The organism is Streptomyces zaehneri, assembly GCF_032248645.1.
GTDB classification, from domain to species: domain Bacteria; phylum Actinomycetota; class Actinomycetes; order Streptomycetales; family Streptomycetaceae; genus Streptomyces; species Streptomyces coriariae.
Genome location: NZ_JASTTJ010000010.1, coordinates 1 through 26354, shown reverse-complemented (window position 1 = coordinate 26354; position 26354 = coordinate 1). Strand labels below are relative to the sequence as shown.

The window sequence follows — 26354 nt, the reverse complement described above, 5'->3', positions numbered from 1 at the left end:
AGCTCTCCGGCACCCGTCAGGTCACGTCGTCATAACCGTTCACCCGCTCCGTGGTCGACTGCTCCGGCAGCGCGCGGCTCGCGGTCACCGACTCGACCTCGCCGATGGCCTCGGGACGCAGGTCCAGCTCGGAGGCCTCGTCGTCGGCGGGCCCGAGGGCGTCGCGGCGGCGCCTGCGCCGGTCGTTCAACAGGGAGAAGGCGGTGGCGCCGAAGTACAGGATCCAGATCGGTCCGGCGAGCGCCAGCATCGAGATGGGGTCGGTGCTGGGCGTGGCGACGGCGGCGAACACCGTGATGCCGATGATCATCGCCCGCCACCAGCCGAGCATGCGCTTGCCGGTGACCATGCCGGTGAGGTTGAGGAAGACCAGCAGCAGCGGCAGCTCGAAGGAGAGGCCGAAGACGACCACCATGCGCGTGACGAGCTGAAGCAGGTCGTCCAGCGGCAGCAGGTTGCTCACGCCGCCCGGGGTGAAGTCGATCAGCACCTTCGCGGTGGTCGGCAGCACCCGGTAGGCGAAGTAGCCGCCGCCGATGAAGAGCGGGGCGCCCATGCCGACGAAGGCGTAGGCGTACTTGCGCTCGTGGTTGTGCAGGCCGGGGGCGATGAAGGCCCACAGCTGGTAGAGCCAGACCGGCGAGGCGAAGACGATCCCGGCCATCAGGGAGACCTGAAGGGCGAGCGTGAAGGGCGCGAGGAGACCGTTGATCGTGATGCTCGCGCACTTGTTGGTGGCATCGCCCGACTTGAGCTGGCCCGCGATCTCTTCGAAAGTCTTCCCGCAGCCGACCGAGTCGAGGATCGGCTTGGTGAGGAAGTTGATGATGTCGTTGTAGAAGAAGGCGGCTACGACCGTCACGACGACGATGGCCAGCATCGCCTTCGCGAGCCGGTTGCGGAGCTCACGAAGATGATCCGCGAGGGGCATCCGCCCCTCGGGGTCCTTCTCCTGTTTGCGGGCAGGCTTCAGCAACCCACGTTCCCATCTCGTGCGGCGGGCCGGAGGTCACCGGCCCTGCGTCAGCGCTTGGTCGTGTCCGTCGGCTCGGTGACCGGACGGGAGCTGGTCACGTCGCCGGGAGAGGCCTGGATGGTGCGCTGAGCCGGGGGCTGCTCGCCGTCGTTGGGCGGGCCGGCCGCGGTGGTCGTGCTGCCGCCGTCTTCCTTCATCGCCTTCGCCTCGCTCTTGAGAATGCGAGCGGACTTGCCGAGCGAGCGCGCCATGTCGGGAAGCTTCTTGGCGCCGAACAGCAGGATGACGACGACGAGGATGAGAATGATCTCGGGGGCGCCGAGCCTTCCGAACATAAGTCTTTACCTTCTCACCGAGGCTGCGGGGGTGGGTTGCCGTCCGACCGGTCGGACACCTGTCCGAACGGTCGTGTTGACAGCGATCGTAACGCTCAGGGGTAAACGTGAGGCAATCCCTGTGCGTACTCCCGGTCCGCGGTCCGGGCCTCGTTCTCCGAGCCGCGACCAGCAGCGTACCTGTCCCGCCTACCGGGGCGGGAGGGCGAAGTGGCCCAAAACGCATTGGCCGCAGGACTCACAGGACGCCCACAGCACTGCCCGAGGGTCGCCACAGCGGCCGTCACAGCGTGTCCACAGCGCGGGCCGCGCTCGCGGCCGCCCGTTCCAGATCCTGGGCCGCCCGGTCGATCCGGCGCGCGGACTCCGTGACCTGCCGTCCCAGCAGCCGCGCCTCCGAGAAGACCCGTACGGCGAACACCGCGAGGACGGCGAGACCGGCGAAACCCATGGCAACCGCGAACATCGGCCAGAACATGGAGCCGAGCCTAGACCGTCCTAGAGGGTGTGCAGCCGCAGGGTCCTGACCCCGCCGCCGGTGAGCAGTTCGACGATCCGCTCGCCGGCCGGCTTGCGCACGGCGGCACCGCAGTCGGGGCAGGTGAACGAGTAGAAGGTGGTCCGGCTCGACGCGCCGATCGCCAGCAGCAGGGCACTCGCCGCCAGCTCGAAGGCACCCCGGCAGTCGGGGCACCCGGCCCGGAAGCGCACCGGACCCGCACTCCGCATGCCGGCGAACGCAGAGGCCACCGAGACGCCCCGCACACCGGCCGCCGTCGACTCGCTCAAAGCCCCTGCTCCCGCCCCTCGGACCGACTCCCGCCGGGCTGTCCCGGCTGCTCACCGTGCACCGCGTGCGGCCCCTCGGCCGCGCCCGGCGCCTCGATCCCGTCGTACGCCGCCAGCGCCTCACGGGCGGCCCGGCGGGCGCTGTCGGCGAGCTCCGGCGGCGACACGATCCGGCCGTCCCGGCCGAGCCGCAGCGCCAGCCGCCTGAGCGAGGCGGGTTCGGGCGTGCGCAGGGTAATACGCAGTCCGCCGTCGGGAAGCTCATCGGCGCTGTCGTGCGGGTAGTACTCGGCGACCCAGCGGCCCCCCGGGCCGACCTCGACGACGACCTCCGGGTCCTCGGCGGCCGGCTGCACGAGCCCCTCCGACAGGTCCCGGAGCTCGATCTCGGGCGGTGCGGACGGCTCGTCGAGGATCTTGATCTCGGCGACCCGGTCCAGCCGGAAGGTGCGGCGCGCCTCGGAGCGGCGGCACCAGGCCTCCACGTAGGTGTGCCCGACGCTGACCAGCCGGATGGGGTCGATCTCGCGCTCGGTGACCTGGTCTCGCGCGGGCGAGTAGTAACGGATCCACAGCCGGCGCCGCTCGGAGATCGCCCGGTCGACGTCCGCGAAGACCCCGCCCTCGGACTCGAACGTCACCGACAGCCGCGCGCTCGCGCCCGCCGCCTCCCCGGCCGCGGCCTCCACCTTGGCGGTCGCCCGCAGCAGCGCCTGCCGGTCGCCCTCGCGCAGGCCGGGCAGCGTGGACACCGCCCGGGCCGCCACCAGCAGCGCGGTCGCCTCGTCGGCGGCCAGCCGCAGCGGTTCGGCGGCCTCCGCGCCGAGCGCGGCCGGGTTGTGCCACCAGATGCGCTCACCGTCGGTGTCGATGTCGAGGAGATCGCCGCCGCGGAAGCTGGTGCCGCACATCGGCAGCACGTCGAGGTCCGAGACCAGTTCGTCCTCGGTGATCCCGAACGCGCGCGCCACGTCCTCGATCCGCGCGCCGGGGCGCTCCCTGAGATACGTCACCAGGGAAAGCATCCGCCGCGTCTGGTCGATGGCGTTCGTCGGCCTGACCGGTTTGCCTGCCACTGTGTTGCTCGCTCCCCCTCAGCCCTTGGCCACGGCGCGTAGCCGGTCCACGACGTCCGCGCGCAGCTCGGCGGGGTCGAGGACCACCACGTCCGGCCCGAACTCCACCAGCCAGGCGTCCAGCCCGTGCCCGTACGGAATCTCCAACTCGTCCCAGCCGTCGCCGAGTTCCCGCACCGCGGTGGCCTTCGCCCGCAAGGGGTACCCGGCGTCCGTGCGCAGCCGGATCAGCGCGCTGCGGTCGGCGGTCTCGCCCGCCCAGCTCGCGACGGTCTCACGGACGGTGACGACATCGGGGACCGGCACGGTGAAGCTCGCCCCGCGCGAGCGCACCCTGCCGGTGATCCGCGACAGCCGGAAGACCCGCTCGGCGCCCCGGTCGCGGTCGAATCCGGCCAGGTACCAGTGGCCGCGCCAGCACTCCAGCGCCCACGGTTCGACGTGCCGGGGCTCCGGGTGCGCGGCGGTGGCCTTGCGGTAGTCGAACATGACGGGCCGACGGTCGCGGCAGGCCAGCATCAGCGGCTCGAACGCGGCCTCGTGCACGGGGATCCGGGGCTCCAGGGCGCCGTGTGCCTCGTACGGGTCGACGTCCTCGGGGAGCCCCGCCGCGCGCAGCTTCTGCAGGGCGCCGCTCGCGGCACCGGCCAGCCGCGCCTGCTGCCACACCTTGGCGGCCAGGCCCAGCGCCGCGGCCTCCTCGGCGTCCAGGGTGATGGGCGGCAGCCGGTTGCTGTCGCGGCGGGCCAGGTAGCCGATCTCGCCGTCCAGGCTCTCCACGGTCTCGATGACCAGGCCGAGCTCGCGAAGATCGTCCTTGTCCCGCTCGAACATCCGGTTGAACGAGTCGTCCGACCCCGCCCCGCCGTTGCCCGACCGGAAGGTCTCGACATACGCCTCGATGGAATCGCGCAGCTCACGCTTGCTGAGCGGCCGGCGCGTCCCGAGCAGACACAGCGCCAGGTTCATCAGCCGCTCGGCCTTGGCAATGGCCATCGACGCCCTTCGCCTCCCCTATGGTGCTTACGATCGTCGACCGTACCGCCCCGCGGCGCCCGGACAAAAGCCGAGGGTCCATGCCCGGCCGGGCATGGACCCCAGGTGATCAACACTGGTCGTACGACGGTCAGACCCCGAGCAGGTCCACGACGAAGATCAGCGTCTCGCCGGGCTTGATCGCGGGGGTGGGGCTCTGGTTGCCGTAGGCGAGGTGGGCCGGGATGGTCAGCTGGCGACGGCCGCCGACCTTCATGCCCTGCACGCCCTGGTCCCAGCCCTTGATGACGCGTCCGCCACCGAGCGGGAAGCGGAACGGCGTCCCGCGGTTCCAGCTGGCGTCGAACTCCTCACCGGTGCTGAAGGCGACACCGACGTAGTGGACGCTGACGTTGTGGCCGGCCTGCGCGACCTCGCCGTCACCCTCCCAGATGTCCTTGATCTCGAGGTCCGCCGGGGGCTCGCCGCCGGGGAAGTCGATCTCGGGCTTGTCAATGCTCACGTCACTGGCTCCTGCATGTCTCACGGAAAGGCAACACGGACAGTCTTACACCTTCGCCCGCCTCACACCTTGGCGATGATGTCCACCGAGAAGACCATCGTGGAGTCCTTCTCGATGCCGCTGCCGCTCGGCGGGCTGTCGCCGTAACCCAGCGAGGGCGGAACGACGATGACGACCCGACTGCCCACCTTCTTGCCGGTCAGTCCCTGTGCCCAGCCCTTGACCACCTGCTGGAGCGAGAACGAGGTCAGCGAACTGCGGCTGTACGAGGAGTCGAACTCCTTGCCCGTGTCCCAGACGACGCCCTTGTACTGCACCAGCACGGTGTCGTCCGCCGCGAGCTTCGGGCCGTCTCCCTCGATCACGTAGTTCGACACCAGCTTGGTCGGCGGGTCCGACTTGGGGATCTCGACCGAGGGCGCCTTGCCGTCGGTGTTCGTCCCCACCTTCGGCACGGCGGCGTCGTCCTGCGGCACGTCCTTGCCCTTGGCCGAGCTCTTCGCGTTGAACGTGTCCTGGATGTCGAAGACGAACACCAGCGTGTCGGTCCCCTTGATGCCCGTGTCCGCGTCGCCGTCCTTGCCGAAGGCCCAGGTCGGCGGCACCGAGAAGAGCACCCGGCTGCCGGTCTTCTTGCCCGTCAGCGCATAGCGCCAGCCGTCGATGGTGCCGCCCTGCGCGAGCTGGGTGAACAGCGGCTTCTTGGTGTCGTACGTGTTGAGGAGGACCTTCGCGCTGTCCCAGATCTGACCGAGACAGTTGGCCTGGATGTAGTCGTTCTCCGCGACGGTCTTGCCGCTGCCCGCGATCACCGTCTTCACCGCCAGCTGGTCCGAGGGCTCACCGCTGCCCTTGGCGACGGTCGGCTTCTCGTCGAACTTCACGCCCGCCGTGATGGCCGGCAGCGGGCCGTCGACGATCTTCGGTGGAGGCGTGGCCCCGGCGGAGGACGACGCGCTGTCGCTCGCCTTGCTCGAGTCGGACTTGTCGTCGCCGCACGCGGCGAGAGTGACCAGTCCCGCGGGTACGGCGGCAAGGATGAGTGAGCGTCGGCGCACGATGAAGCCTCGTAATCGGTCGATCTTCTGATGGCGTGCGCGCTACCTTAGCGACGTTTGTGGACATGCGAAGGGCGCCGTACGGGAACGTACGGCGCCCGTGTCGCGTTCCGCACCGCGGTGCGGAACGCGTCACTCACATTCCGGCGATCAGCTTCTCCACCCGGTCGTCCACCGACCGGAACGGGTCCTTGCACAACACGGTGCGCTGCGCCTGGTCGTTGAGCTTCAGATGCACCCAGTCCACCGTGAAGTCCCGGCGCTGTTCCTGTGCGCGACGGATGAAGTCGCCGCGCAACCGGGCCCTGGTGGTCTGCGGCGGCACCGACTTGCCCTCGAAGATCTTCAAGTCGTTGCAGATCCGCGCGGCTTGGCCTTTTCGCTCCAACAGGTAGTACAGACCACGACGACGGTGAATGTCGTGATAAGCGAGGTCTATCTGCGCCACCCGCGGATGCGACATGGTCATGTTGTGCTTGGCCCGGTACCGCTCGATGAGCTTGTACTTCATCACCCAGTCGATCTCGGTGCCGATCCGGTCGAGGTCCTCCGCCTCGATCGCGTCCAGCGTGCGGCCCCACAGCTCCAGGACCTGGTCCACGGTGCCGGTACGCACACCCCGGCGCTCGACGAAGTCCACGGCCTTCTCGTAGTACTCCCGCTGAACCTCCAGCGCGGAGGCCTCCCGGCCGCTGGCCAGCCGCACCTTGCGCCGGCCGGTGATGTCGTGGCTGACCTCGCGGATCGCCCGGATCGGGTTCTCCAGCGTCAGATCCCGCATCACCGTGCCCGCCTCGATCATGCGCAGCACCAGGTCGGTCGCGCCGACCTTCAGCAGCATGGTCGTCTCGGACATGTTGGAGTCGCCGACGATGACATGCAGACGGCGGTAACGCTCGGCGTCCGCGTGCGGCTCGTCGCGCGTGTTGATGATGGGCCGCGAGCGGGTCGTCGCGGAGGAGACGCCCTCCCAGATGTGCTCGGCCCGCTGACTGACGCAGTAGACCGCCCCACGGGGCGTCTGAAGCACCTTGCCCGCACCGCACAGCAGCTGGCGGGTCACCAGGAACGGGATCAGGATGTCCGCGAGCCGGGAGAACTCCCCGTGCCGGGCCACCAGGTAGTTCTCGTGGCAACCATAAGAGTTGCCCGCCGAGTCCGTGTTGTTCTTGAAGAGGTAGACGTCGCCCGCGATTCCTTCCTCGTGCAGGCGTCGTTCCGCGTCCACCAGGAGTCCTTCGAGAATGCGCTCGCCGGCCTTGTCGTGGGTGACCAGCTCGGTCACGTTGTCACATTCCGGTGTCGCGTATTCCGGATGCGATCCCACGTCGAGATAGAGGCGGGCGCCGTTTCGCAGAAAGACATTGCTGCTTCGGCCCCATGACACGACACGGCGGAAGAGGTACCGCGCCACCTCGTCGGGAGACAGCCGGCGCTGTCCCCTGAACGTACATGTGACGCCGTACTCGTTCTCCAGCCCGAAAATGCGGCGGTCCATGAGTGAACATTACGCCCGATCCCCTGAACTGAAACGGGGTTCGGCAGCACGGTTTGGATCATTTTCCGATGAAGCCGCAACCACCCCACTCCCGGCGGGAACTGCAAGTACCCGCCCCGTGGCCAGCAAAACCACCAGCGATACGGCGCCCGCGACAGCCGGCACCGTGAACCCCCACAGCGCGCCGCCCGCCTCCACGACCGGACCCGCCAGGCCCGTTCCCACCGACGCGCCGACCGTGAACGTCGTCACCAGCCAGGAGAACGCCTCCGTCACCGTGCCGCGCGGCGCGTGCCGGTCCACGATGACGAACGCGCACGCGATGGCAGGCGCCAGGAACACGCCCGCGAGCGCCGTCAGCGCCACCATCGCCACCGCACCCGGCATCAGCGTCAGCGGCAGGTAACACACCGCCAGAAGCGCCACCAGCCAACGCAGTCGCCGCTCCGGCGGCCCCGCCCACCGACGCGCCCCGTACACCACACCACCGAGCAGCGCGCCGAGTCCCAGCGCCGCCATCAGCCAGCCGTACACCGCGTCACCACCGTGGTCGTCCGCGTACGGCACGGACGCCACCGTGATGGAACCGAGCGCGACACCGATGAACAGGAACGCGCCGAGGAGCGCCAGCAGACCGGGCGACCGCAGCGCGCCCAGCCAGTGCGCCTCGCGCGGGGCCGACCGCCACGCCCGCGAGGGCGGCGACACGACCACCGACAGCGCGCCCAGCACGCCGACCGCGTTCAGCACCAGCAGGGCACCCTGCGCCGACCACACCGACACGCACAGGGTCACCAGCAGCGGGCCGACGGTGAACATCACCTCCTGCGCCACCGCGTCCATCGCGTACGCCGTGTGCACCTGGTCCTCACGGCGCAGCACCGCCGGCCAGAGCGCCCGCAGACCGCCCTCCAGGGGCGGCGTGAAGAGACCGGCGGCCGCCACCGACAGGTACGCGAGCGGCAGCGGGTCCGCACCGACGAAGGCGAAGACCGCCATGGCCAGGGCGGAGACGAGCGCCGCGGGCAGCTGGACCCGCGGCTGCCCGTGCCTGTCGACCAGTCTTCCCAGCAGCGGCTGCCCGACGGCGTTGGCCACGCCGTACACGGCCGCCAGCGCGCCCGCGAGGCTGTAGGTGCCGCCCGCGGCGCGCACGAACAGCACGATCGCGATGGCGGCCGTGGCGTTGGGCAGCCGGCCGACGAGCGTGCCGGTCAGCAGCCGGGCAGCGTGCTTCGCCCTGAGGATCTCCAGGTATCCCGCGGCCAATGTCCCGCCTCCGTCGGCTCGCCCGAGGCGGTGGACCACCCCGAAGTTTTACGTATAACGTCTCTTGTCATACGTACCATGTGCGCTGTTCGCCAGTCCAGACGAAGGAGCAGGCCCACGGTGGCACGAGGTAGCACGCGCCCGACGAGCCGTGACGTCGCCCAGGCCGCGGGAGTCTCCCAGGCCGCCGTCTCCCTCGTACTCGGCGACAAGTGGCGCGGCCGCGTCTCCGAGACCACCGCGGAACGCGTACGGGAGGCGGCCCGCGAGCTCGGCTACCGGCCCAACCTCGCCGCCCGCAACCTGCGCCTCGGCCGCACCCGCACGGTCCTGCTCGTCGTCCCCGCGCTCACGACGGAGTTCTTCGCCGGCGTCTACACCGGGGCGGCGCGCGTCGCGGCCGAGCACGGCTTCGGAGTGGTCCTCTACCCCTCCCCCGAGGGCGTCGGCCCCGCCCGCGACCCCTTCGCCTCCGCCCAGGCCGCCCTCGACGGCGTCCTCGCCTCCTCGATGGCCGCCGACGCGCTCACCGCCATCCGCGGCGACCAGCTGCCCCTGGTGATGCTGGACAGCGACCCCCGCGGAAGCCTCGGCGCCGCCACCGTCAACCTCGACATCGCCGACGGCGTCCGCCAGGTCGCCGACCATCTGCTGGGCCTCGGCCACCGCCACTTCCTGCACCTCGCGGCCGACATCCCGTCCTGGACCTTCGAGGTACGCGCGCGTGAGCTCGCCGCCCGGGTCGGCGCGGCGGCGCGGACCTCGCTGCGCACCGCCCCCGCCCCGATCTCCATCGACGGCGCCCTGGCCGCCGCGGAGGCGGCGCTGAGCGCCCCGGGGCCCCGCCCCACCGCCGTCGTCTGCGACGACGACAAACTCGCGGCCGGCGTCTACAAGGCCCTACGGCGTCTCGGCCTGCGCGTCCCCGACGACGTGTCCGTCACCGGCCTGGACGACCTCGCCCTGGCCACCGCCCTCGACCCCGAGCTGACGACCGTAAGACTGGACGCCGAACTGTTCGGCGAACGCGGCATGCAAGCCCTCCTTGCCGTCCTGGAGGGCCGCACGCCGAACGGCGGGGACATCCCCGTCGAACTGGTCGTACGGGCCTCCACGGCGCCACCGAACGCCTCCTGAGACGCCCTGCGCCCCGGCCGAATCATCGACCGGGGCGCACGAGGGACGAATCGCGGACGGTGTCACTCCTCCTCGGAGCTCTCCGCCTCCGTGGTCGCGCCGTCCGTCTCCAGCAGCCGGCCCAGCTGACGGCCCACGATCCGCTTGAACTTGCGCGACTGCGGCCGTGTGCGGTCCAGCACGGCCACCTCCAGACGCTCGGCGGGAATCTCCCGCTCCGTGCCGTTGGTGTCGCGCGACAGGGCCTGCACGGCCAGCTTCAGCGCCTCGGACAGATTCATGCCGTCCCGGTGACGCTGATCCAGGTAACTGCTGATCTGCTCGGCATTGCCCCCGACCGCCACCGAACCGTGCTCGTCCACGATCGAGCCGTCGTGCGGCAGTCGGTAGATCTGGTCCCCGTCCGGCGTGGCGCCGACCTCGGCCACCACCAGCTCCACCTCGTAGGGCTTCTCGCCCGCCGAGGAGAAGATCGTGCCCAGCGTCTGGGCGTACACGTTGGCCAGACCGCGGGCGGTCACGTCGTCACGGTCATAGGTGTAGCCACGCAGATCGGCGTACCGGACACCACCGATCCGCAGGTTCTCGTACTCGTTGTACTTGCCGGCGGCCGCGAAGCCGATCCGGTCGTAGATCTCGCTGAACTTGTGCAGCGCGCGGGACGGATTCTCACCGACGAACACGATGCCGTCGGCGTACTGGATCACAACGAGGCTGCGGCCGCGCGCGATGCCCTTGCGGGCGTACTCGGCGCGGTCGGCCATCGCCTGCTGGGGTGAGACATAGAACGGCGTCGACACCGGTTATCCGTCCCTTTCTGTCGAAGTCACTGGGATCACCTGGGCTGGGTACGGGGCCGCCGCTACAGCAGGGCGGCGCGCGGGCCGTCCGGCTGCTCCAGGCGACGCGCCAGGATCGAGCGGGCGATCTCCGACGACTCCTCGTCGGTGAGCCTGCGGAAGCCGTCCTCGGTGATCACGGTGACGATGGGGTAGATCCGGCGCGCGACATCGGGACCACCGGTCGCCGAGTCGTCGTCCGCCGCGTCGTAGAGGGCCTGGACCACGAGGGTCGTGGCCTCTTCCTCGGTCAGGCTGTCGTGGAAGAGCTTCTTCATGGCCCCGCGCGCGAAGATCGAGCCGGAGCCGGTGGCGGCGTAGTGGTGCTCCTCGGAGCGGCCGCCCGTGACGTCGTAGGAGAAGATCCGGCCGCGGTCCCGGTCCACGTCGAACCCGGCGAAGAGGGGCACGACCGCCAGACCCTGCATGGCCATGCCCAGATTGGAACGGATCATGGTCGACAGGCGGTTCGCCTTGCCCTCGAGCGAGAGCTGCGCTCCTTCGACCTTCTCGAAGTGCTCCAGCTCCAGCTGGAACAGCTTCACCATCTCGACGGCCAGACCGGCGGTACCGGCGATTCCGACGGCCGAGTACTCATCAGCCGGGAAGACCTTCTCGATGTCCCGCTGCGCGATGACGTTGCCCATCGTGGCGCGACGGTCACCGGCGAGCACGACACCACCGGGGAACGTCACGGCGACGATCGTCGTGCCGTGCGGCGCCTCGATCACACCCTGCGTCGGGGGCAGCTGCCGCTTGCCGGGCAGCAGCTCCGGCTGGTGGTCGGAGAGAAAGTCCATGAAGGACGAGGACCCGGGCGTCAGGAAGGCAGCCGGTAGACGCCCGGTGCTACGAGTGTTGGCTTCCATGGAGTTCCTTCCAGGTAAGCGGCTGCCCGACGAACAGCGTCGGGATCGTCTCCCAACTTGCCGATGGCCGAATTGCAGTTGAAGCACAGTACGCCACGGACCCTACCCGTCTCGTGGCAGTGATCCACATGCGCGGCAGGAGCTTTCAGGCAGATCACGCAGAGACCCCGCTGTGCGGCCACCATGGCGTCGCGTTCGGCTTCCGTCATGCCGTACTGCCGCTTCAGGTGTCCACGGCGCCCCTTGGCTGCTTTGCATGCCTTGCAGCAGGTCGCAAGGCCGTCGGACGCTGTTGAGTTGCGGTGCCACTGGCTGTGCGGCTTGATCTCCTCACAGCTGCGGCAGAACTTGTGTCCCTCGGGCGTCTCCACCCGCGGCCGCACGTTCCGGCCCTTCGCGAGTTGGCGAGCCTGGTGATATGCCGCCCAGCATTCCCGGCAGTAGGCCTGCAACCCGTCCTTTGCCGCCCTGTTACTGGCGAAGGCTGCCCGTGGCTTCGACTCCCTGCACCGCGAGCAGCTCTTCACCATCTCTCCGCTTGCCAAGTTCAGATCCCCCGTAGCCTTCAATTCAAAGGCTACTCGCCACCCTTCTGAACGAAGCTTCGAACGAAGTCCTCGGCGTTCTCCTCGAGGACATCGTCGATCTCGTCCAGAACCGAGTCCACGTCGTCGCTCAGCTTCTCCTGGCGCTCCTTGAGGTCCTCCGAAGCCTGCGCCTCGGGCGCCTGCTCCTCGACCTCCTCCGTGGAGCGCGTCGCCTTCTGCTGGCCGCCGCCGGTGTCCTTGGTCGCCATAACCCTCACCCCGCTCTTTCGCCCGACATGGTCGACAGGTCGGCATTCCTGCCGATCGGTGATGATCAGACCCTACAAGCCGGGTCCGACATCGGCCCCGCAGTTGCCACAACGTACGGGGGCCACCTCGATGATTCCCTGACGGAAGGGTTTCCACCCCGTCGGGGAGGTTGCGTCCGGGTGGTCGTTCAGCCGCCCGAGAGCACCTTGACCAGGTCTTCTGCCGTGCGGCAGCGGTCCAGGAGCGCCTTGACGTGATTTCGCGTTCCGCGAAGAGGTTCGAGGGTTGGGACGCGCTGGAGCGAATCCCGACCCGGCAGATCGAAGATCACCGAGTCCCACGAGGCGGCGGCGACGTCGTCGGCGTACTGCTCCAGGCAGCGGCCGCGGAAGTACGCGCGGGTGTCCTCCGGGGGCTTGGTGATCGCCCGCTCGACCTCGGACTCGTCCAGCAGGCGCTTCATGCGGCCACGGGCCGCGAGACGGTTGTAGAGGCCCTTGTCGGCCCGTACGTCGGCGTACTGGAGGTCGACGAGGTGGAGGCGGGCGGCGTCCCAGTCGAGGCTGTCACGGCGCCGGTAGCCCTCCATGAGCTCCCGCTTGGCGACCCAGTCCAGTTCGCCGGCGAGGCTCATCGGGTCGTTCTCCAGGCGGTTCAGGGTGTCCTCCCAGCGCGCGAGGACGTCCTTCGTCTGGTCGTCGGCGTCCGAGCCGTACCGCTCCTCCACGTACTTGCGCGAGAGCTCGAAATACTCCATCTGCAACTGGACCGCGGTGAGCGTGCGGCCGCTGCGCAGGGTGACCAGTCGCTTCAGGGTCGGGTCGTGGGAGACCTGGTGGAGGGTCCGGACCGGCTGGTCGACCGCCAGGTCCACCGCGATGAAGCCGTCCTCGATCATCGACAGGACCAGGGCCGTCGTGCCCAGCTTCAGATAGGTCGAGATCTCGGAGAGGTTGGCGTCGCCGATGATCACATGGAGGCGGCGGTACTTCTCCGCGTCGGCGTGCGGCTCGTCGCGCGTGTTGATGATCGGGCGCTTCAGCGTCGTCTCCAGGCCGACCTCGACCTCGAAGTAGTCGGCGCGCTGACTGAGCTGGAAGCCGTGCTCGTGGCCGTCCTGGCCGATTCCCACGCGGCCTGCGCCGGTGACCACCTGGCGCGAGACGAAGAAGGGCGTCAGGTGGCGCACGATGTCCGAGAAGGCGGTCTCCCGCTTCATCAGGTAGTTCTCGTGCGTGCCGTAGGAGGCGCCCTTGTTGTCGGTGTTGTTCTTGTAGAGGTGGATGGGCTGCGCGCCGGGCAGTGCGGCGGCGCGCTCGGCGGCCTCGGCCATGATCCGCTCGCCGGCCTTGTCCCAGAGGACGGCGTCGCGGGGATTGGTGACCTCGGGCGCGCTGTACTCGGGGTGCGCGTGGTCGACGTAGAGGCGTGCGCCGTTGGTGAGGATGACGTTGGCGAGGCCGATGTCCTCGTCGGTGAGCTGGCTGGAGTCGGCGACCTCGCGGGCGAGGTCGAAACCACGCGCGTCCCGCAGCGGGTTCTCCTCCTCGAAGTCCCAGCGGGCCCGGCGGGCCCTGTGCATCGCCGCCGCGTAGGCGTTGACGATCTGGGACGAGGTGAGCATGGCATTGGCGTTGGGGTGGCCGGGGACGGAGATGCCGTACTCCGTCTCGATGCCCATTACTCGCCGTACGGTCATGCGGCCCTCCTTGCCCGGCGGCACCCTCGGTCGTGGGCGCCGCTCAGATACCGGTGGTGCTCCGGCGCGTGTGCGGTGCCCGTCCCCGCACTGCGCGACCCGGCGGTACGGAAGAGCCTAGAACGCCTCCGCGCTGGGGGGGAGATCATTTGCGTCATTGCCTTGCTCCAGCCGTGGCCCGGAAAGCAGTCGGCTGCGGGTACCCGTGGTGGGCACCCGCAGCCGCCCTGTTCTTACAGGTACTGTCCGGTGTTCGCCACCGTGTCGATGGAGCGTCCGGTGTCCGCGCCCTGCTTTCCGGTGATCAGGGTACGGATGTAAACGATCCGTTCGCCCTTCTTCCCGGAGATCCGGGCCCAGTCGTCGGGGTTGGTGGTGTTCGGCAGGTCCTCGTTCTCCTTGAACTCGTCCACGCACGCCTGGAGGAGGTGGGAGACCCGGAGGCCCTTCTGGTTGTGGTCGAGGAAGTCCTTGATGGCCATTTTCTTGGCGCGGCCGACGATGTTCTCGATCATCGCGCCGGAGTTGAAGTCCTTGAAGTAGAGGACTTCCTTGTCGCCGTTGGCGTAGGTGACTTCCAGGAAGCGGTTTTCCTCGGATTCGGCGTACATGTGTTCCACGGCCGTCTGGATCATGCTCTGGACGGTGGTGGTCCTGTCGCCGCCGTGTTCGCCGACGTCCTCGGCGTGCAGGGGAAGGCGTTCGGTGAGGTACTTCTGGAAGATGTCCTTCGCCGCTTCGGCGTCCGGACGCTCGATCTTGATCTTCACGTCGAGGCGGCCCGGGCGCAGGATCGCGGGGTCGATCATGTCCTCACGGTTGGAGGCACCGATGACGACCACGTTCTGCAGGCCCTCGACACCGTCGATCTCCGCGAGGAGCTGCGGAACGATGGTGTTCTCCACGTCCGAGCTGACGCCGGAGCCGCGGGTGCGGAAGAGGGACTCCATCTCGTCGAAGAAGACGATGACGGGGGTGCCCTCGGAGGCCTTCTCCCTCGCACGCTGGAAGACGAGGCGGATCTGCCGCTCGGTCTCACCGACGTACTTGTTGAGGAGCTCGGGACCCTTGATGTTGAGGAAGAAGCTCTTGCCGGTGGCCTGACCGGTGACCTCGGCGACCTTCTTGGCCAGCGAGTTGGCGACGGCCTTGGCGATGAGCGTCTTACCGCATCCGGGAGGTCCGTAGAGCAGGACGCCCTTGGGCGGGCGCAGCTCGTGCTCCTTGAAGAGGTCGGGGTAGAGGTACGGGAGCTCTACGGCGTCACGGATCATCTCGATCTGTCCGCCGAGGCCGCCGATCTGCTCGTAGCCGATGTCGGGAACCTCTTCGAGGACGAGTTCCTCGACCTCGCTCTTGGGAACGACCTCGTAGACGTAGCCGGAGCGGGGTTCGAGCAGGAGGGCGTCGCCGGGGCGGATGACGACGTCGAGGAGCGGCTCGGCGAGCCGGACCACTCGTTCCTCGTCGGTGTGCCCCTGCACGAGGGCGCGTACGCCGTCCTCGAGGATCTCCTTGAGGGTGACGATGTCGCCGACGCTCTCGTACTCCATGGCCTCGACCACGTTGAGCGCTTCGTTGAGCATCACTTCCTGGCCGCGCCGTAGCTCTTCGAGCTCGACGCTGGGGCTGACGTTCACCCGGAGTTTGCGGCCCCCGGTGAAGATGTCGGCCGTGCCGTCCTCGTTCGCCGTGAGGAAGACGCCGAAGCCGGCCGGCGGCTGGGCGAGCCGGTCGACTTCCTCCTTGAGGGCCACGATCTGGTCGCGGGCCTCACGGAGTGTGTTCGCGAGTCGCTCGTTCTGGGCGGACACGCCGGCCAGGTTTGTCTGTAGCTCGACGATCCGCTCTTCGAGAATCCTCGTGTGCCGCGGAGAGTCGGCGAGCTTGCGTCGCAGGACGGCGATCTCCTGCTCAAGGTAGGCAATCTGCCCGGACGGGTCGTCGGACCCTCGTCCCGGGCGGATGCCGCGGTTCATGTCGTCGTCGTGGGCTGCCACGGTCCTCACCTCCTCCAAGGGGAGCTGGACGCTTCCAGACCCTACCTGGGTGGGTGTCGATTGAAACCCCTAGATCACAAAGACTGTCGGGGTGTGTCCGATCTTCACCCTTGCGCTCTCCCTCACGCCAGGGGAATACCCACCGAACACGGTCCGGAAGCCGCCGAGGGTAGGGTCGAAGTGTTCAACACCCGTCAGAGCCTGCATGGTTCCCTTGCGGCTCGACAGTAAACGGCAGGAGATATGGGCGTGCAGCAGGAGACCGGTGTCGGCAGCGAAGAGCTGGAGGTCTGGATCGACCAGGATCTCTGTACCGGCGACGGGATCTGCGCCCAGTACGCACCCGAGGTGTTCGAGCTGGACATCGACGGCCTGGCCTATGTCAAGGGCGCCGACGACGAGCTGCTCCAGGCCAAGGGGGCCACGACCCCGGTGCCGTTGCCGCTGTTGACGGACGTGGTGGACTCGGCGCGGGAGTGTCCGGGCGACTGCATTCATGTGCGACGCGTTTCGGACAGCGTGGAGATCTACGGTCCGGACGCGGAGTGACGTGCCGGACGCACATGGTGACGCCTGTCTGATTTCTCACAGGGTGATGGCCGGGATCAGACGCTGTGGGCGCCCGCGGGTGTCGAGCGGATGAACCTGTCGTCCTTCCACTGCCACTTGGCGCTGTCCTTCACGTCGGGGCAGCAACTGGGTACGTCGGCCGTGGAGTAGCCGAGCAGTGTGGCGAGGACGGCTCCGTCGGTGACGGAGAGGCTCGTGACGGTGTTGCGGGCCTTCGGGTCGACAAGGGTCGCCACCACGCGCGCGTGCGTGCTGTCCGCGCCCTGGGTGAGGACGTAGACGCCGTCGGGCGGGGTTCCCATGGGGGCGTCGCAGTGCACCACGGCGACCGTCTCCGGGACGCCGTCGCCGTCGAGGTCGCCGCTGGCCTTCTTGACCACGAGGGCCTGCACGGGGCCGCATTCGAGGGGGAAGTCGACGCCGGTGGTGGCGGGGGGCGCGGTGGCGACCGGGGCGGGCCCGGCCTCCGGGCCGGCGGCCTGGGCGGCGGTCGCGGGTTTGGGCTGCAGAAGTGAGGAGAGGGCGACGACGCCGGCGAGTGCGGCGGCGGTCGCGACCCAGTGGATCGGCCTGGTGTGGGTGTGTGCCAGTTCCGGGAGGGCGGATTGCTGCACTGGCAGTGTCTCCTGTGGTGGCTGTGCCGGTGGGGCTGGGGGAATGGCCAGCATCGTGCCACACGTCACAGGGTGAGGGAACGGCGGGGTGCGGGATGTCGGACGTGGACATCGGCCGCGTCGCCCCTCGGTGCCGAGCCCCGTCGACGGGTGCGGGAACGGCGCCCTGTCGTTGAACGCTGTGCTGGGGCGGCGTCAGCGGCCGCTGCCTCCGTCGGCATTGGGGCCGGTGTAGTCCTCGCCGTAGGCGCCCTTGGCCGGGCGGCGGCGGCGCATCGGCGGCTCGACGCCGTCGGCGAGGCGACGGGCGGTGAGCAGGAAGCCGGTGTGGCCGATCATCCGGTGGTCCGGGCGGACCGCCAGGCCCTCCACGTGCCAGTTGCGGATCATCGACTCCCAGGAGGTCGGCTCGTTGAAGGAGCCGATCTCGCGGATGGACTCGACGGTGCGGGCGAGCTGGGTGGTGGTGGCCACGTAGCAGCACAGGATGCCGCCGGGCACGAGCGCCTTGGAGACGGCCTCCAGGCACTCCCAGGGGGCGAGCATGTCGAGGATGACGCGGTCGACGTCGGTGTCGGACAGGTTGTCCTGGAGGTCGCCGACGGTGAGCTGCCAGGCGGGGTGCGGGCCGCCGAAGTAGCGCTCCACGTTCTGCTGGGCGATCTCGGCGAAGTCCTCGCGGCGCTCGTAGCTGTGCAGCATGCCCTGGTCACCGATGGCGCGCAGCAGGAAGCTGCTGAGCGAGCCGGAGCCGACTCCGGCTTCGACGACGCGGGCCCCGGGGAAGATGTCGGCGAAGGCGAGGATCTGCCCCGCGTCCTTCGGATAGACGACAGCTGCCCCACGGGGCATGGACAGGACGTAGTCGGGGAGCAGGGGGCGCAGCGCGAGGTAGGCGACGTTCCCGGTGGTGCGGACAACGCTGCCCTCGGGAGCACCGATCAGTTCGTCGTGCGGGAAGGAACCCTTGTGGGTGTGGAAGTTCTTCCCGGCCTCGAGCGTGAACGTGTAGTGGCGGCCCTTGGGGTCGGTCAGCTGAACCTGGTCCCCGACCTTGAAGGGCCCGCGCCTGCGGGCGGCACCGGTCGGTTCGGACATGTGAACAGCCTACCGGGGTTTGCCGGGGCCGCCGACCACGGGGACGGCCCGGCTAGGACGGTCTGGCCATGGCCTTGACGAAGGCTCGCTCGACGTCGGCGGCGGACAGGACGCCGAAGATCTCGCCGGTCTCCTCGACCACGAGGTACTCGGTGGCGGGGGTCGCGCGCAGGACGTCGAGGAGGTCCTCGCCGGCCAGCTCGGCGGAGACGCGCATGCCGTCGGTGAGGTCCTGGGCGAGGCCGCTGACGGCGACCCAGGGGCGGCGGTGTTCGGGCACCCCGACGATGGCGGCCTCCCGGACGAGGGAGAGGGGTTCGCCGTGGGCGTCGACGACGACGAGGGCGCGGGCGCCGGCGTCGTTGGCGCGGCGCAGGGCTTCGGAGAGGGGGGTGTGGGTCTCGACGGGGACGGCCCGCCGGGTGAGGGTGCGGGCGCGCAGCTCGGGGAGGTGTTCGCGCAGGCGGGCCATGCGCAGGCTGTTCCCGGCGCCGGTCCAGATGATCGCGGCGAGGATGGCCGCGAGGAGGGCGTCCGTGACGGTGTCCATGCCGACGCTGTCCTCGGCACTCGAGCCGAGAGCGCCGGACTGGGTGAGCAGGGGAAGGCCGATGAGGACGGAGACGGCGAGGGCGCGGCCGACCCAGGCGGCGGCGATGGTGCCGTTCATGGGCTTGCCGGTGAGCTTCCAGACGACGGCGCGGAGCATGCGGCCGCCGTCGAGCGGAAGGCCGGGCAGCAGATTGAAGATCGCCACGATGAGGTTGGAGATCATCAGCCCGGCCAGCAGCACACCCGGGACGGTGCCGGGCTCCACGGGCTGCATGGCGAGGTAGAAGACGCCGGCGAGGACCAGGGAGAGCAGCGGGCCGACGAACGCGAGCCAGAACTCCCGGCCTGGGGTCTCGGCCTCCTTCTCGATCTCGGAGACGCCGCCGAAGAACTGGAGCTGGATGCGGCGGACCGGGAGCTTGAAGCGGAGGGCCGCGACGGTGTGGGCGAGTTCGTGGATGAGCACGGAGGCGTAGAAGGCGACCGCGAAGAAGAGGGAGACGAGGTAGCGGAGGGCGCCCAGTTCGGGCAGTACGCGGTCGAGCTGATTGCCGAAGACCCAGGTGATGAGGGCGGCGACGAGGAACCAGCTGGGCGCTACGTAGACGGGGACGCCGAAGGGGCGGCCCATGAGGAGGCCGCCGCGCGGCTGCTCCGGGGGACGCTGCGGCGGCGGGCCTTTGGTGAGGATCGGAACGGGGGCGGGGGCGGGGGCGGGGGCGAGAGGCGCCGGCTGCCCGGCCTCGGTCCTGGCCCCGGCCTCGGTCCCGGCCCCGGTCTCGGTCCCGGCCCCGGTCCCGGCCCCGGTCTCGGTCCCGGCCCCGGTCTCGGTCCCGGCCCCGGTCTCGGTCCCGGCCCCGGTCTCGGTCCCGGCCCCGGTCTCGGGCCTGGCCTCGGTCCTGGCCCCAGTCTCGGTTCCGATCTCGGCCCTGGTCTCAGTCTCGGCTCCGGTCTCGGCTCCGGTCTCGGCCCCTGAGTCGGCTCCAGTTCCGGCCTCGGTCCCTGACTCAGTTCCGGTCGCGGTCCCAGTCCCGGCTCCGCCCCCGGTTCCGGCCCCGGTTCCGGTTCCGGTCCCGATCTCGGTCTTGGTCTCGGTCTTGCTGTCCCCGTTCGCACCGGCCGTGCGGGGGTCGTCGCCGGGTGCCGGTCGCCCCTGGGGGGCGTCCCGGCCGTCGGCTGCGGCTTCGGCGGGCGTGGTTTCGCTCGGCTCCGGTGCCTCGGACGTGGTCGGCGCGGGTTCCGCCTCGGGGGTGCCGGGGTCAGGGGTCCGCGCGAGGTCGGTGGCCGGGGACGCAGGTGTCGCGGGGTGCTCGGCCGACTGTTCGCTGTCCGGCCGCGGCCGCCCGGTCCCGCCGCTTTCCACCACGGTGTCCCCTCGTCGAAGCGTCTCCCGCTCGTACCGGGCGGGAGGGTCTCGGACCGATGGTATGCGGCGGTCGTGACGTGTTCCGCCCCGGCACCCCCCGCGTTTCCCCGGTCGTCGCCGGTCTTCGGGGACGAGCCGGGTGCGCGGGCTGGGTGACTGTCAGTGCTGGGCCGTAAGGTCTGGGGTCATGGAGAGCAGCAGCGAGGGCGTCGCCCGGGTGGGCGACGGCGGTGTCGTGGAGGGTCCGGCGCACACGGAGGGGAGCGACCCGGAGGCGGTCGTCCCCGGAGCGATCGTCCAGGAGGCGGTCCGCCAGGAGACGGTCGTGCCGGAGGCGGTGGCGACGGCCGTCGCCGCCATAGCGCCTGCCTCGCTCTCGCCCTCGCGGGCCGGTGACTTCATGCAGTGTCCGCTGCTGTACCGGTTCCGGGTGATCGACCGGCTGCCGGAGAAGCCCAGCCCGGCGGCCACGAAGGGCACCCTGGTGCACGCGGTCCTCGAGCGGTTGTTCGACGCGCCGGCGGCCGAGCGGACCGCGCCGCGGGCCAAGTCGCTGATCCCGGGCCAGTGGGACCGGCTGCGGGAGACCCGGCCGGAGGTCGTGGAGCTCTTCGCCGACGATCCGGAGGGCGAGCGGCTGGCCGGCTGGCTGGTGGAGGCGGAGCGGCTGGTCGAGCGCTGGTTCACGCTGGAGGATCCGACGCGGCTGGAGCCCGCCGAGCGGGAGCTGTTCGTCGAGGCGGAGCTGGACTCGGGGCTGCGGCTGCGCGGGATCATCGACCGGGTCGATGTCGCGCCCACCGGCGAGGTGCGGATCGTCGACTACAAGACCGGCAAGGCGCCCCGGCCGGAGTACGCCGAGGGCGCGCTGTTCCAGATGAAGTTCTACGCCCTGGTCGTGTGGCGGCTGAAGAACGTCGTCCCCCGGCGGCTTCAACTCGTGTACCTGGGCAGTGGTGACGTGCTGACGTACGACCCGGTCCTGGCCGATCTGGAGCGGGTGGAGCGCAAGTTGCTCGCGCTGTGGGAAGCCATCCGGCTGGCGACACAGACGGGTGAGTGGCGGCCGCGGCCGACCAAGCTGTGCGGCTGGTGCGACCACCAGGCGCACTGCCCGGAGTTCGGCGGCACTCCCCCGCCGTATCCGCTTCCCGTGACGCTGCCGGTGAGGGCGGCGGAGTCCGAGGGCGGGGCGCAGGGCAGAATGGGGCCGGGCTAAAGAAGGAGACATAGGTGGCCATCCGCGTCCTACTGGTCGATGACCAGCCGCTGCTGCGTACCGGCTTCCGGATGATCCTGGAGGCCGAGCAGGATCTCGCGGTCGTCGGCGAGGCCGGAGACGGCCTCCAGGCTCTCGACCAGGTGCGGGCGTTGCAGCCCGATGTGGTGCTGATGGACATCCGCATGCCGCGGATGGACGGGGTGGAGGCGACCCGGCAGATCACCGGGCCGGGGCGGGACGGGCCGGCGAAGGTGCTGGTGCTGACCACCTTCGACCTCGACGAGTACGTGGTGGAGGCGCTGCGGGCCGGGGCGAGCGGGTTCCTGCTGAAGGACGCGCCCGCCAACGAACTGGTGCAGGCGATCCGGGTGGTGGCCTCGGGCGAGGCCATGCTGGCGCCGAGCATCACGCGTCGGCTGCTCGACAAGTACGCCACGCATCTGCCCTCCGGGGACGAGCCGGTGCCGGACACGCTGCACACGCTCACCGACCGGGAGGTGGAGGTGCTGAAGCTGGTGGCGCGCGGGCTGTCGAACGCCGAGATCGCCGCCGACCTCTTCGTCAGCGAGACCACCGTGAAGACGCACGTGGGTCACGTGCTGAACAAACTGGGCTTGCGCGACCGGGTGCAGGCCGCGGTGTACGCGTACGAGAGCGGTCTGGTGCGTCCCGGCGCGCAGTAGCACCGGAAGAACGGGAAGACCGGAGACAACTGAACGACCCGGACGAACAGGAAGGCGCCCCCCGGCCGGGGGGCGCCTTCCTGCTTGTATCTGTCGGGTCGTCAGCTCTTGCCGAGTTCCCGGAGGCGGAACACCGTGGAGGCGTCCAGGCGGTTCTGCGGGCCGTAGACGTCCCGGGCCCCGGAGGGGGTGGTCAGTTGCTCACACCGTGGCCGAGCTCCCACAGCTGAAGGGTCGCGGAGGAGTTCAGCACGTAGGCCGTGCCGGTGACGTCGTTGTTCGCGGCGACGTACTGCTTGCCCTGCCACAGCGGCAGGACCGGGACGTCCCTGGCGACGATGTCCTGGATCTCGGTCAGGTTCTTGGCGGCGCTGAGGCGGTCGGCCTCGCGGCGGGAGGCCGGGATCAGTTTGTCGATGATGTCCGCGTTGGAGTACGGGGACTTGAGGAAGTTGTCCTTGTCGAGGAACGGGGCGACGAAGTTGTCGGCGTCGGGGAAGTCGGGGAACCAGCCCATGCCGTAGACCGCGTACTCGCCCTTGCGCTCCGCCGGGACGAACGCGTCCCAGGCGGTGCCCTTGATGCTGACGTCGAACAGGCCGCTGTCGTTGAGCTGCTTCTGGAGCACCTCGAACTCCTGCTTGGTGGCCGGGCCGTAGTGGTCGGTCGTGTAGTTCAGCGTCAGCTTCACCGGGGTGGTGATGTCCGAGTCTTCCAACATGGCCTTGGCCTTGGCGACGCTCGGGTCGCCGTAGGTGTTGAAGAACGAGTTGGAGTGGGCGGTGAGCGTGGCCGGGACCAGCGAGTAGAGGGGCTCGGCCTGGGAGCCGTACACCTCGGAGACGAGCGCGCTGCGGTTGATGACCTGGGCCATCGCCTGGCGCACGGCCTTGGACTTGACCGCCGGGTCGGTGGTGTCGAAGGCCAGGTAGCGGATCTCGAGGCCGTTCAGTTCGACGAGGCTGATGTCCCCGGTCGCGGAGGCCTCGGAGAGCTTCTGGATCTGTTCCGGCGACATGGTGCGGGTCATCAGGTCGATGTCGCCCTTTTCGAGGGCGGTGCCCATGGCGTCGGCGTCCTCGTAGGAGACCATGTCGACCTGGTCGTTGTTCACACTCAGCGTCCCCTTGTAGTTGGGGTTCTTGGTGAACACGGCCTTCTTCATCTCGTCGCCGTCGGTCTCGGCCTTGAGGGTGTAGGGGCCGGACCCGTCGATCGAGAAGCCGTCGCGCAGCTTGTCCTTCTCGTAGTCGTCGGGGTTGACGATGCCGGCGACCGGAGTCGACAACTTGAAGGGGAAGGTGGCGTCTGCGGTCTTGAGGTGGAAGATGACTTCGTTGTCACCCTGCGTCTCGATGGTGTCGATCGTCGACAGCAGGGCGAACACGCCGGAGTCGGCCTTGATGGTGCGGGCGCGCTCGATGGAGAACTTGACGTCGTCCGCGGTGACCGCGTCGCCGTTCGCGAACTTGAGGCCGCTGCGCAGCTTGCAGGCGTAGCGCTCGTTGCCGGTGTCGGTGAAGCCGCAGCTCTGCGCCGCCTCCGGGACGGGTTCGCCCTCGCCCTTGGGCTGGATCATCAGGGTCTGCACGGTCTGGCGCAGGATGTTCCAGGTGCCGACGTCGTAGGAGTACGCCGGGTCGAGCGGCGCCGGGGCGTCCTTGGTGACGGTGAACCGGTCGGTGGTGCCCATGACGATGGCGTCCCCACTGCCGCTTCCGCTGTCGGACCCGCCGCAGGCGGCGAGTACGGGCGCGAGCAGACTTACCACGGCCGGCAGCACCAAAGTCTTGCGGTTCATGCTCGAGTTTCTCCAGAGCTGTCGAGTCCGTGTACCCGGCATGCAGGGGTGGCGCGGCGGATCACGGGGTTAGGGCGAGGTTCTCGCGATGAGATTAGTCCGCACCAGCACGACGGTTCGCGGCCACCGGAGTTGAAACTCCATCACGCTGTGAAACCGGCTGCGGACGCACTGAACAATGATCAGTGGAATGATTCGTACAGCCGCTCACCAATCGGGACACAAGGGCGCGCCCGAGCCCTCCCCGACAGGGCGTAATGCACACGGAGAGTCAACTGTCGACCCCCGGACGGGTGGGGAACGTCACACGCCGTACGGGGTTCGGACGGGGTGGAATTCGGCCGCCGCCGAAGCGTTGCCGAAGATCGGAATTCCACCGCGCGCACACCCGCCGAATTCCTCGTTATCGGCGGTGCACGCTGGGTGAACGTCTATCGCATTTCCGTCATCGGCCGATCTCCGATGATCGCGGTGCCGATCATCGGAGCGGCATCAGGTCCCGCAGAAATGCCAGGTCGACCTGTTCCAGCGAGGGGACGACGGTGCGCCTGCGGGACGGCGCGATCGGCGCCACGGAGGGCACCGCGACCACGTGGCAGCCCGCCGCCTCGGCCGAGGCGACCCCGGTCGCGGTGTCCTCGATGACGGCGCATCTGGTGGGGTCCACGGCCAGTCCGGCGGCCGCGAACAGGTAGGGGTCGGGGTACGGCTTGGTCCGCGGGACCTCGTCGCCGGCCACGCTCAGGCGGAAGTTGTCGGCGCCGAGCGAGGTGAGGACGCGGTCGATGATGCGCCGGTGGGAGGCGGAGACGAGGGCCGTGGGCACCTCGTGCTCGGCCAGCTCGGCAAGGAGCCGGGCGGCGCCCGGCATCATGGGCAGGGCGCGGGTGATGCGCTCCTCGAACCCCTCGTTGAGCAGGACGGTGAGCGCGCCGAGGTCGATGTCGGCCCCGGTCGCCTCGATCAGGAACCCGGCACTGCGGCTCATCGGGCCGCCGACCACGACATGGCGCCAGGAGTCGTCGAGGGTGTGGCCCAGGCCGGCGAAGATCTCGACCTCGACGTCCCACCAGAAGCCCTCGGTGTCCACCAGGGTGCCGTCCATGTCGAGCAGCACGGCCTGCAGGGCGGAGCCCTCGGCCGTACGGGTTACTGGCGCGGGAACCGTACTGGTCATCCACATACCTCCTTGAGGGACGAGCAGGCCGGTTCCCGCTGGGGGAACCGGCCTTCGGTGGACCGACCAGTGTACGACTTATCCGATCAGTGTGCTCAGTGGCACGCTCGTGTCACCGTGCGTTGAAGTACTTCGCCTCGGGGTGGTGGATGACGATGGCGTCCGTGGACTGTTCGGGGTGGAGCTGGAACTCCTCCGACAGATGGACGCCGATCCGCTCGGGCTGGAGCAGCTCGGCGATCTTGGCGCGGTCCTCCAGGTCGGGGCAGGCGCCGTAACCGAGGGAGAAGCGGGCGCCGCGGTACTTCAGGGCGAACATGTCCTCGACGTCCGCCGGGTCCTCGCCGGCGAAGCCGAGTTCGGAGCGCACGCGTGCGTGCCAGTACTCGGCGAGGGCTTCGGCCAGCTGTACGGACAGGCCGTGCAGTTCGAGGTAGTCGCGGTAGGAGTTCGACTCGAACAGCCTCGCGGTCTCCTCGCCGATGCGGGAGCCGACGGTGACGACCTGGAAGCCGACGACGTCCGTCTCCCCCGACTCCTCCGGACGGAAGAAGTCGGCCAGGCACAGACGGCGGCCGCGGCGCTGGCGCGGGAAGGTGAAGCGGGTGCGTTCGTTGCCCTGTTCGTCCAGCACGATCAGGTCGTCGTCCTTGGACACACAGGGGAAGTAGCCGTAGACGACGGCCGCCTCGAGGAGGTTGTCGGTCTGCAGGCGGTCCAGCAGGCCGCGCAGCCGGGGCCGGCCCTCGGTCTCGACGAGCTCCTCGTAGCTCGGTCCGTCGCCGGTACGGGCCTGCTTCAGGCCCCACTGGCCCTTGAACAGGGCGCCCTCGTCGAGCCAGGAGGCGTACTCCTTGAGCTGGATGCCCTTGATGACGCGGGTGCCCTCGAACGGCGGCTTCGGGACGGGGTTGTCGGTGGCGACGTCGGAGCGGACGTGACCCTCCTCCGGGCGTTCCTCGGTCTCGACGGCGGCGGCGCTCGGGCGGACCCGGCGCTGCTTCAGCTCCGGCAGCTGCGCTCCGGGCACACCCCGCTTCACGCCGATGAGGGCGTCCATCAGGCGCAGGCCCTCGAAGGCGTCGCGGGCGTAGCGGACCTCGCCCTGGTAGATCTCGTGCAGGTCCTGTTCGACGTAGGCCCTGGTCAGGGCCGCGCCGCCGAGGATGACCGGGTAGTCGGCGGCCATCTTGCGCTGGTTCAGCTCCTCCAGGTTCTCCTTCATGATCACCGTGGACTTGACCAGCAGACCCGACATGCCGATGACGTCGGCCCGGTGCTCCTCGGCGGCCTCCAGGATCGCGGAGACCGGCTGCTTGATACCGAGGTTGACGACGTTGTAGCCGTTGTTGGACAGGATGATGTCGACGAGGTTCTTGCCGATGTCGTGGACGTCGCCGCGCACCGTGGCCAGCACGATGGTGCCCTTGC

General features: G+C 69.4%; 26 protein-coding genes. 4 read left to right on the top strand and 22 right to left on the bottom strand.

Annotated features, from left to right (window positions below):
- Positions 1 to 16 precede the first annotated feature (16 nt).
- The 10 genes from tatC to QQM72_RS18155 form a co-directional block, all read right to left on the bottom strand.
- Positions 17 to 976, bottom strand: a complete 960-nt coding sequence (tatC, locus tag QQM72_RS18200) for a twin-arginine translocase subunit TatC (protein ID WP_314221929.1) — start codon at positions 974 to 976, stop codon at positions 17 to 19.
- 47 nt (positions 977 to 1023) lie between these two features.
- On the bottom strand, positions 1024 to 1311 hold the full coding sequence (gene tatA, locus QQM72_RS18195; RefSeq protein ID WP_314221928.1) for a Sec-independent protein translocase subunit TatA: 288 nt from the start codon (positions 1309 to 1311) through the stop codon (positions 1024 to 1026).
- Positions 1312 to 1594: 283 nt separating this feature from the next.
- On the bottom strand, positions 1595 to 1789 hold the full coding sequence (locus QQM72_RS18190; protein WP_314221927.1) for a hypothetical protein: 195 nt from the start codon (positions 1787 to 1789) through the stop codon (positions 1595 to 1597).
- Between the two features lie 20 nt (positions 1790 to 1809).
- Positions 1810 to 2100 carry a hypothetical protein gene (locus tag QQM72_RS18185; protein ID WP_314221926.1) on the bottom strand — a complete coding sequence of 97 codons (291 nt, stop codon included), beginning with the start codon at positions 2098 to 2100 and terminating at the stop codon, positions 1810 to 1812.
- Entirely contained in the window at positions 2097 to 3176 is a 1080-nt protein-coding gene (locus QQM72_RS18180; protein WP_314221925.1) for a helix-turn-helix transcriptional regulator, read from the bottom strand. Before QQM72_RS18180 ends, QQM72_RS18185 begins: the two co-directional genes overlap by 4 nt.
- Before the next feature lie 18 nt (positions 3177 to 3194).
- A complete protein-coding gene (locus tag QQM72_RS18175) occupies positions 3195 to 4172 on the bottom strand; it encodes a helix-turn-helix transcriptional regulator (RefSeq protein WP_314221924.1) in 978 nt (325 codons plus the stop codon).
- Between the two features lie 130 nt (positions 4173 to 4302).
- Positions 4303 to 4674, bottom strand: coding sequence for an FKBP-type peptidyl-prolyl cis-trans isomerase (locus QQM72_RS18170; RefSeq protein ID WP_020128331.1), 372 nt, complete (start codon positions 4672 to 4674; stop codon positions 4303 to 4305).
- 62 nt (positions 4675 to 4736) lie between these two features.
- A complete protein-coding gene (locus QQM72_RS18165) occupies positions 4737 to 5732 on the bottom strand; it encodes an FKBP-type peptidyl-prolyl cis-trans isomerase (protein ID WP_314221923.1) in 996 nt (331 codons plus the stop codon).
- Positions 5733 to 5868: 136 nt separating this feature from the next.
- On the bottom strand, positions 5869 to 7230 hold the full coding sequence (pafA, locus tag QQM72_RS18160) for a Pup--protein ligase (RefSeq protein ID WP_057607036.1): 1362 nt from the start codon (positions 7228 to 7230) through the stop codon (positions 5869 to 5871).
- 9 nt (positions 7231 to 7239) lie between these two features.
- Entirely contained in the window at positions 7240 to 8499 is a 1260-nt protein-coding gene (locus QQM72_RS18155; RefSeq protein WP_314221922.1) for an MFS transporter, read from the bottom strand.
- A 120-nt stretch (positions 8500 to 8619) separates the two neighbouring features.
- On the opposite strand from QQM72_RS18155, the gene QQM72_RS18150 reads away from it, so the two are divergent.
- Entirely contained in the window at positions 8620 to 9636 is a 1017-nt protein-coding gene (locus QQM72_RS18150; RefSeq protein ID WP_314221921.1) for a LacI family DNA-binding transcriptional regulator, read from the top strand.
- Positions 9637 to 9698: 62 nt separating this feature from the next.
- Here the strand turns inward: QQM72_RS18150 and prcA are convergent, their stop codons facing one another.
- The 6 genes from prcA to arc all read right to left on the bottom strand — a co-directional run bounded on the left by prcA (position 9699) and on the right by arc (position 15840).
- The gene (prcA, locus tag QQM72_RS18145; RefSeq protein WP_054239395.1) at positions 9699 to 10436 is read right to left on the bottom strand and encodes a proteasome subunit alpha; all 738 of its coding nucleotides are present in this window, start codon (positions 10434 to 10436) and stop codon (positions 9699 to 9701) included.
- A 62-nt stretch (positions 10437 to 10498) separates the two neighbouring features.
- Complete coding sequence (gene prcB / locus QQM72_RS18140) at positions 10499 to 11344, bottom strand: proteasome subunit beta (protein ID WP_314221920.1); 846 nt, start codon at positions 11342 to 11344, stop codon at positions 10499 to 10501.
- Positions 11296 to 11874, bottom strand: coding sequence for an endonuclease VII domain-containing protein (locus tag QQM72_RS18135; RefSeq protein ID WP_314222124.1), 579 nt, complete (start codon positions 11872 to 11874; stop codon positions 11296 to 11298). The genes prcB and QQM72_RS18135 overlap by 49 nt, the downstream gene beginning before the upstream one ends.
- A 47-nt stretch (positions 11875 to 11921) precedes the next feature.
- Positions 11922 to 12140 carry a ubiquitin-like protein Pup gene (locus QQM72_RS18130; RefSeq protein ID WP_020128324.1) on the bottom strand — a complete coding sequence of 73 codons (219 nt, stop codon included), beginning with the start codon at positions 12138 to 12140 and terminating at the stop codon, positions 11922 to 11924.
- Between the two features lie 188 nt (positions 12141 to 12328).
- On the bottom strand, positions 12329 to 13840 hold the full coding sequence (dop, locus tag QQM72_RS18125; RefSeq protein WP_399077667.1) for a depupylase/deamidase Dop: 1512 nt from the start codon (positions 13838 to 13840) through the stop codon (positions 12329 to 12331).
- A 233-nt stretch (positions 13841 to 14073) separates the two neighbouring features.
- Positions 14074 to 15840: a proteasome ATPase gene (gene arc / locus QQM72_RS18120; protein WP_020665692.1), complete on the bottom strand. Its 1767-nt coding sequence runs from the start codon at positions 15838 to 15840 to the stop codon at positions 14074 to 14076.
- A gap of 243 nt (positions 15841 to 16083) precedes the next feature.
- On the opposite strand from arc, the gene QQM72_RS18115 reads away from it, so the two are divergent.
- Positions 16084 to 16389 (top strand): ferredoxin, encoded by a 306-nt coding sequence (locus QQM72_RS18115; protein WP_020128320.1) that lies wholly within the window; start codon positions 16084 to 16086, stop codon positions 16387 to 16389.
- A 56-nt stretch (positions 16390 to 16445) separates the two neighbouring features.
- Here QQM72_RS18115 and QQM72_RS18110 read toward each other — a convergent pair whose 3' ends face one another.
- From QQM72_RS18110 to QQM72_RS18100, 3 genes are all read right to left on the bottom strand, one after another.
- Entirely contained in the window at positions 16446 to 17024 is a 579-nt protein-coding gene (locus QQM72_RS18110) for a hypothetical protein (protein WP_314221919.1), read from the bottom strand.
- 195 nt (positions 17025 to 17219) lie between these two features.
- A complete protein-coding gene (locus QQM72_RS18105; protein WP_046261810.1) occupies positions 17220 to 18122 on the bottom strand; it encodes a tRNA (adenine-N1)-methyltransferase in 903 nt (300 codons plus the stop codon).
- Between the two features lie 52 nt (positions 18123 to 18174).
- Entirely contained in the window at positions 18175 to 20037 is a 1863-nt protein-coding gene (locus tag QQM72_RS18100; RefSeq protein WP_449657433.1) for a site-2 protease family protein, read from the bottom strand.
- A 190-nt stretch (positions 20038 to 20227) separates the two neighbouring features.
- On the opposite strand from QQM72_RS18100, the gene QQM72_RS18095 reads away from it, so the two are divergent.
- Positions 20228 to 21259 carry a PD-(D/E)XK nuclease family protein gene (locus QQM72_RS18095; RefSeq protein ID WP_399077663.1) on the top strand — a complete coding sequence of 344 codons (1032 nt, stop codon included), beginning with the start codon at positions 20228 to 20230 and terminating at the stop codon, positions 21257 to 21259.
- 14 nt (positions 21260 to 21273) lie between these two features.
- Complete coding sequence (locus tag QQM72_RS18090) at positions 21274 to 21945, top strand: response regulator (RefSeq protein ID WP_020128315.1); 672 nt, start codon at positions 21274 to 21276, stop codon at positions 21943 to 21945.
- Positions 21946 to 22138: 193 nt separating this feature from the next.
- Here QQM72_RS18090 and QQM72_RS18085 read toward each other — a convergent pair whose 3' ends face one another.
- The 3 genes from QQM72_RS18085 to QQM72_RS18075 form a co-directional block, all read right to left on the bottom strand.
- Positions 22139 to 23746: an ABC transporter substrate-binding protein gene (locus tag QQM72_RS18085; RefSeq protein WP_314221917.1), complete on the bottom strand. Its 1608-nt coding sequence runs from the start codon at positions 23744 to 23746 to the stop codon at positions 22139 to 22141.
- A gap of 478 nt (positions 23747 to 24224) precedes the next feature.
- Positions 24225 to 24923: an HAD family hydrolase gene (locus tag QQM72_RS18080; protein ID WP_314221916.1), complete on the bottom strand. Its 699-nt coding sequence runs from the start codon at positions 24921 to 24923 to the stop codon at positions 24225 to 24227.
- A gap of 112 nt (positions 24924 to 25035) precedes the next feature.
- Positions 25036 to 26354, bottom strand: a 1319-nt coding sequence (locus QQM72_RS18075) for a vitamin B12 dependent-methionine synthase activation domain-containing protein (protein WP_314221915.1), incomplete at its 5' end; no start/stop codon positions are given.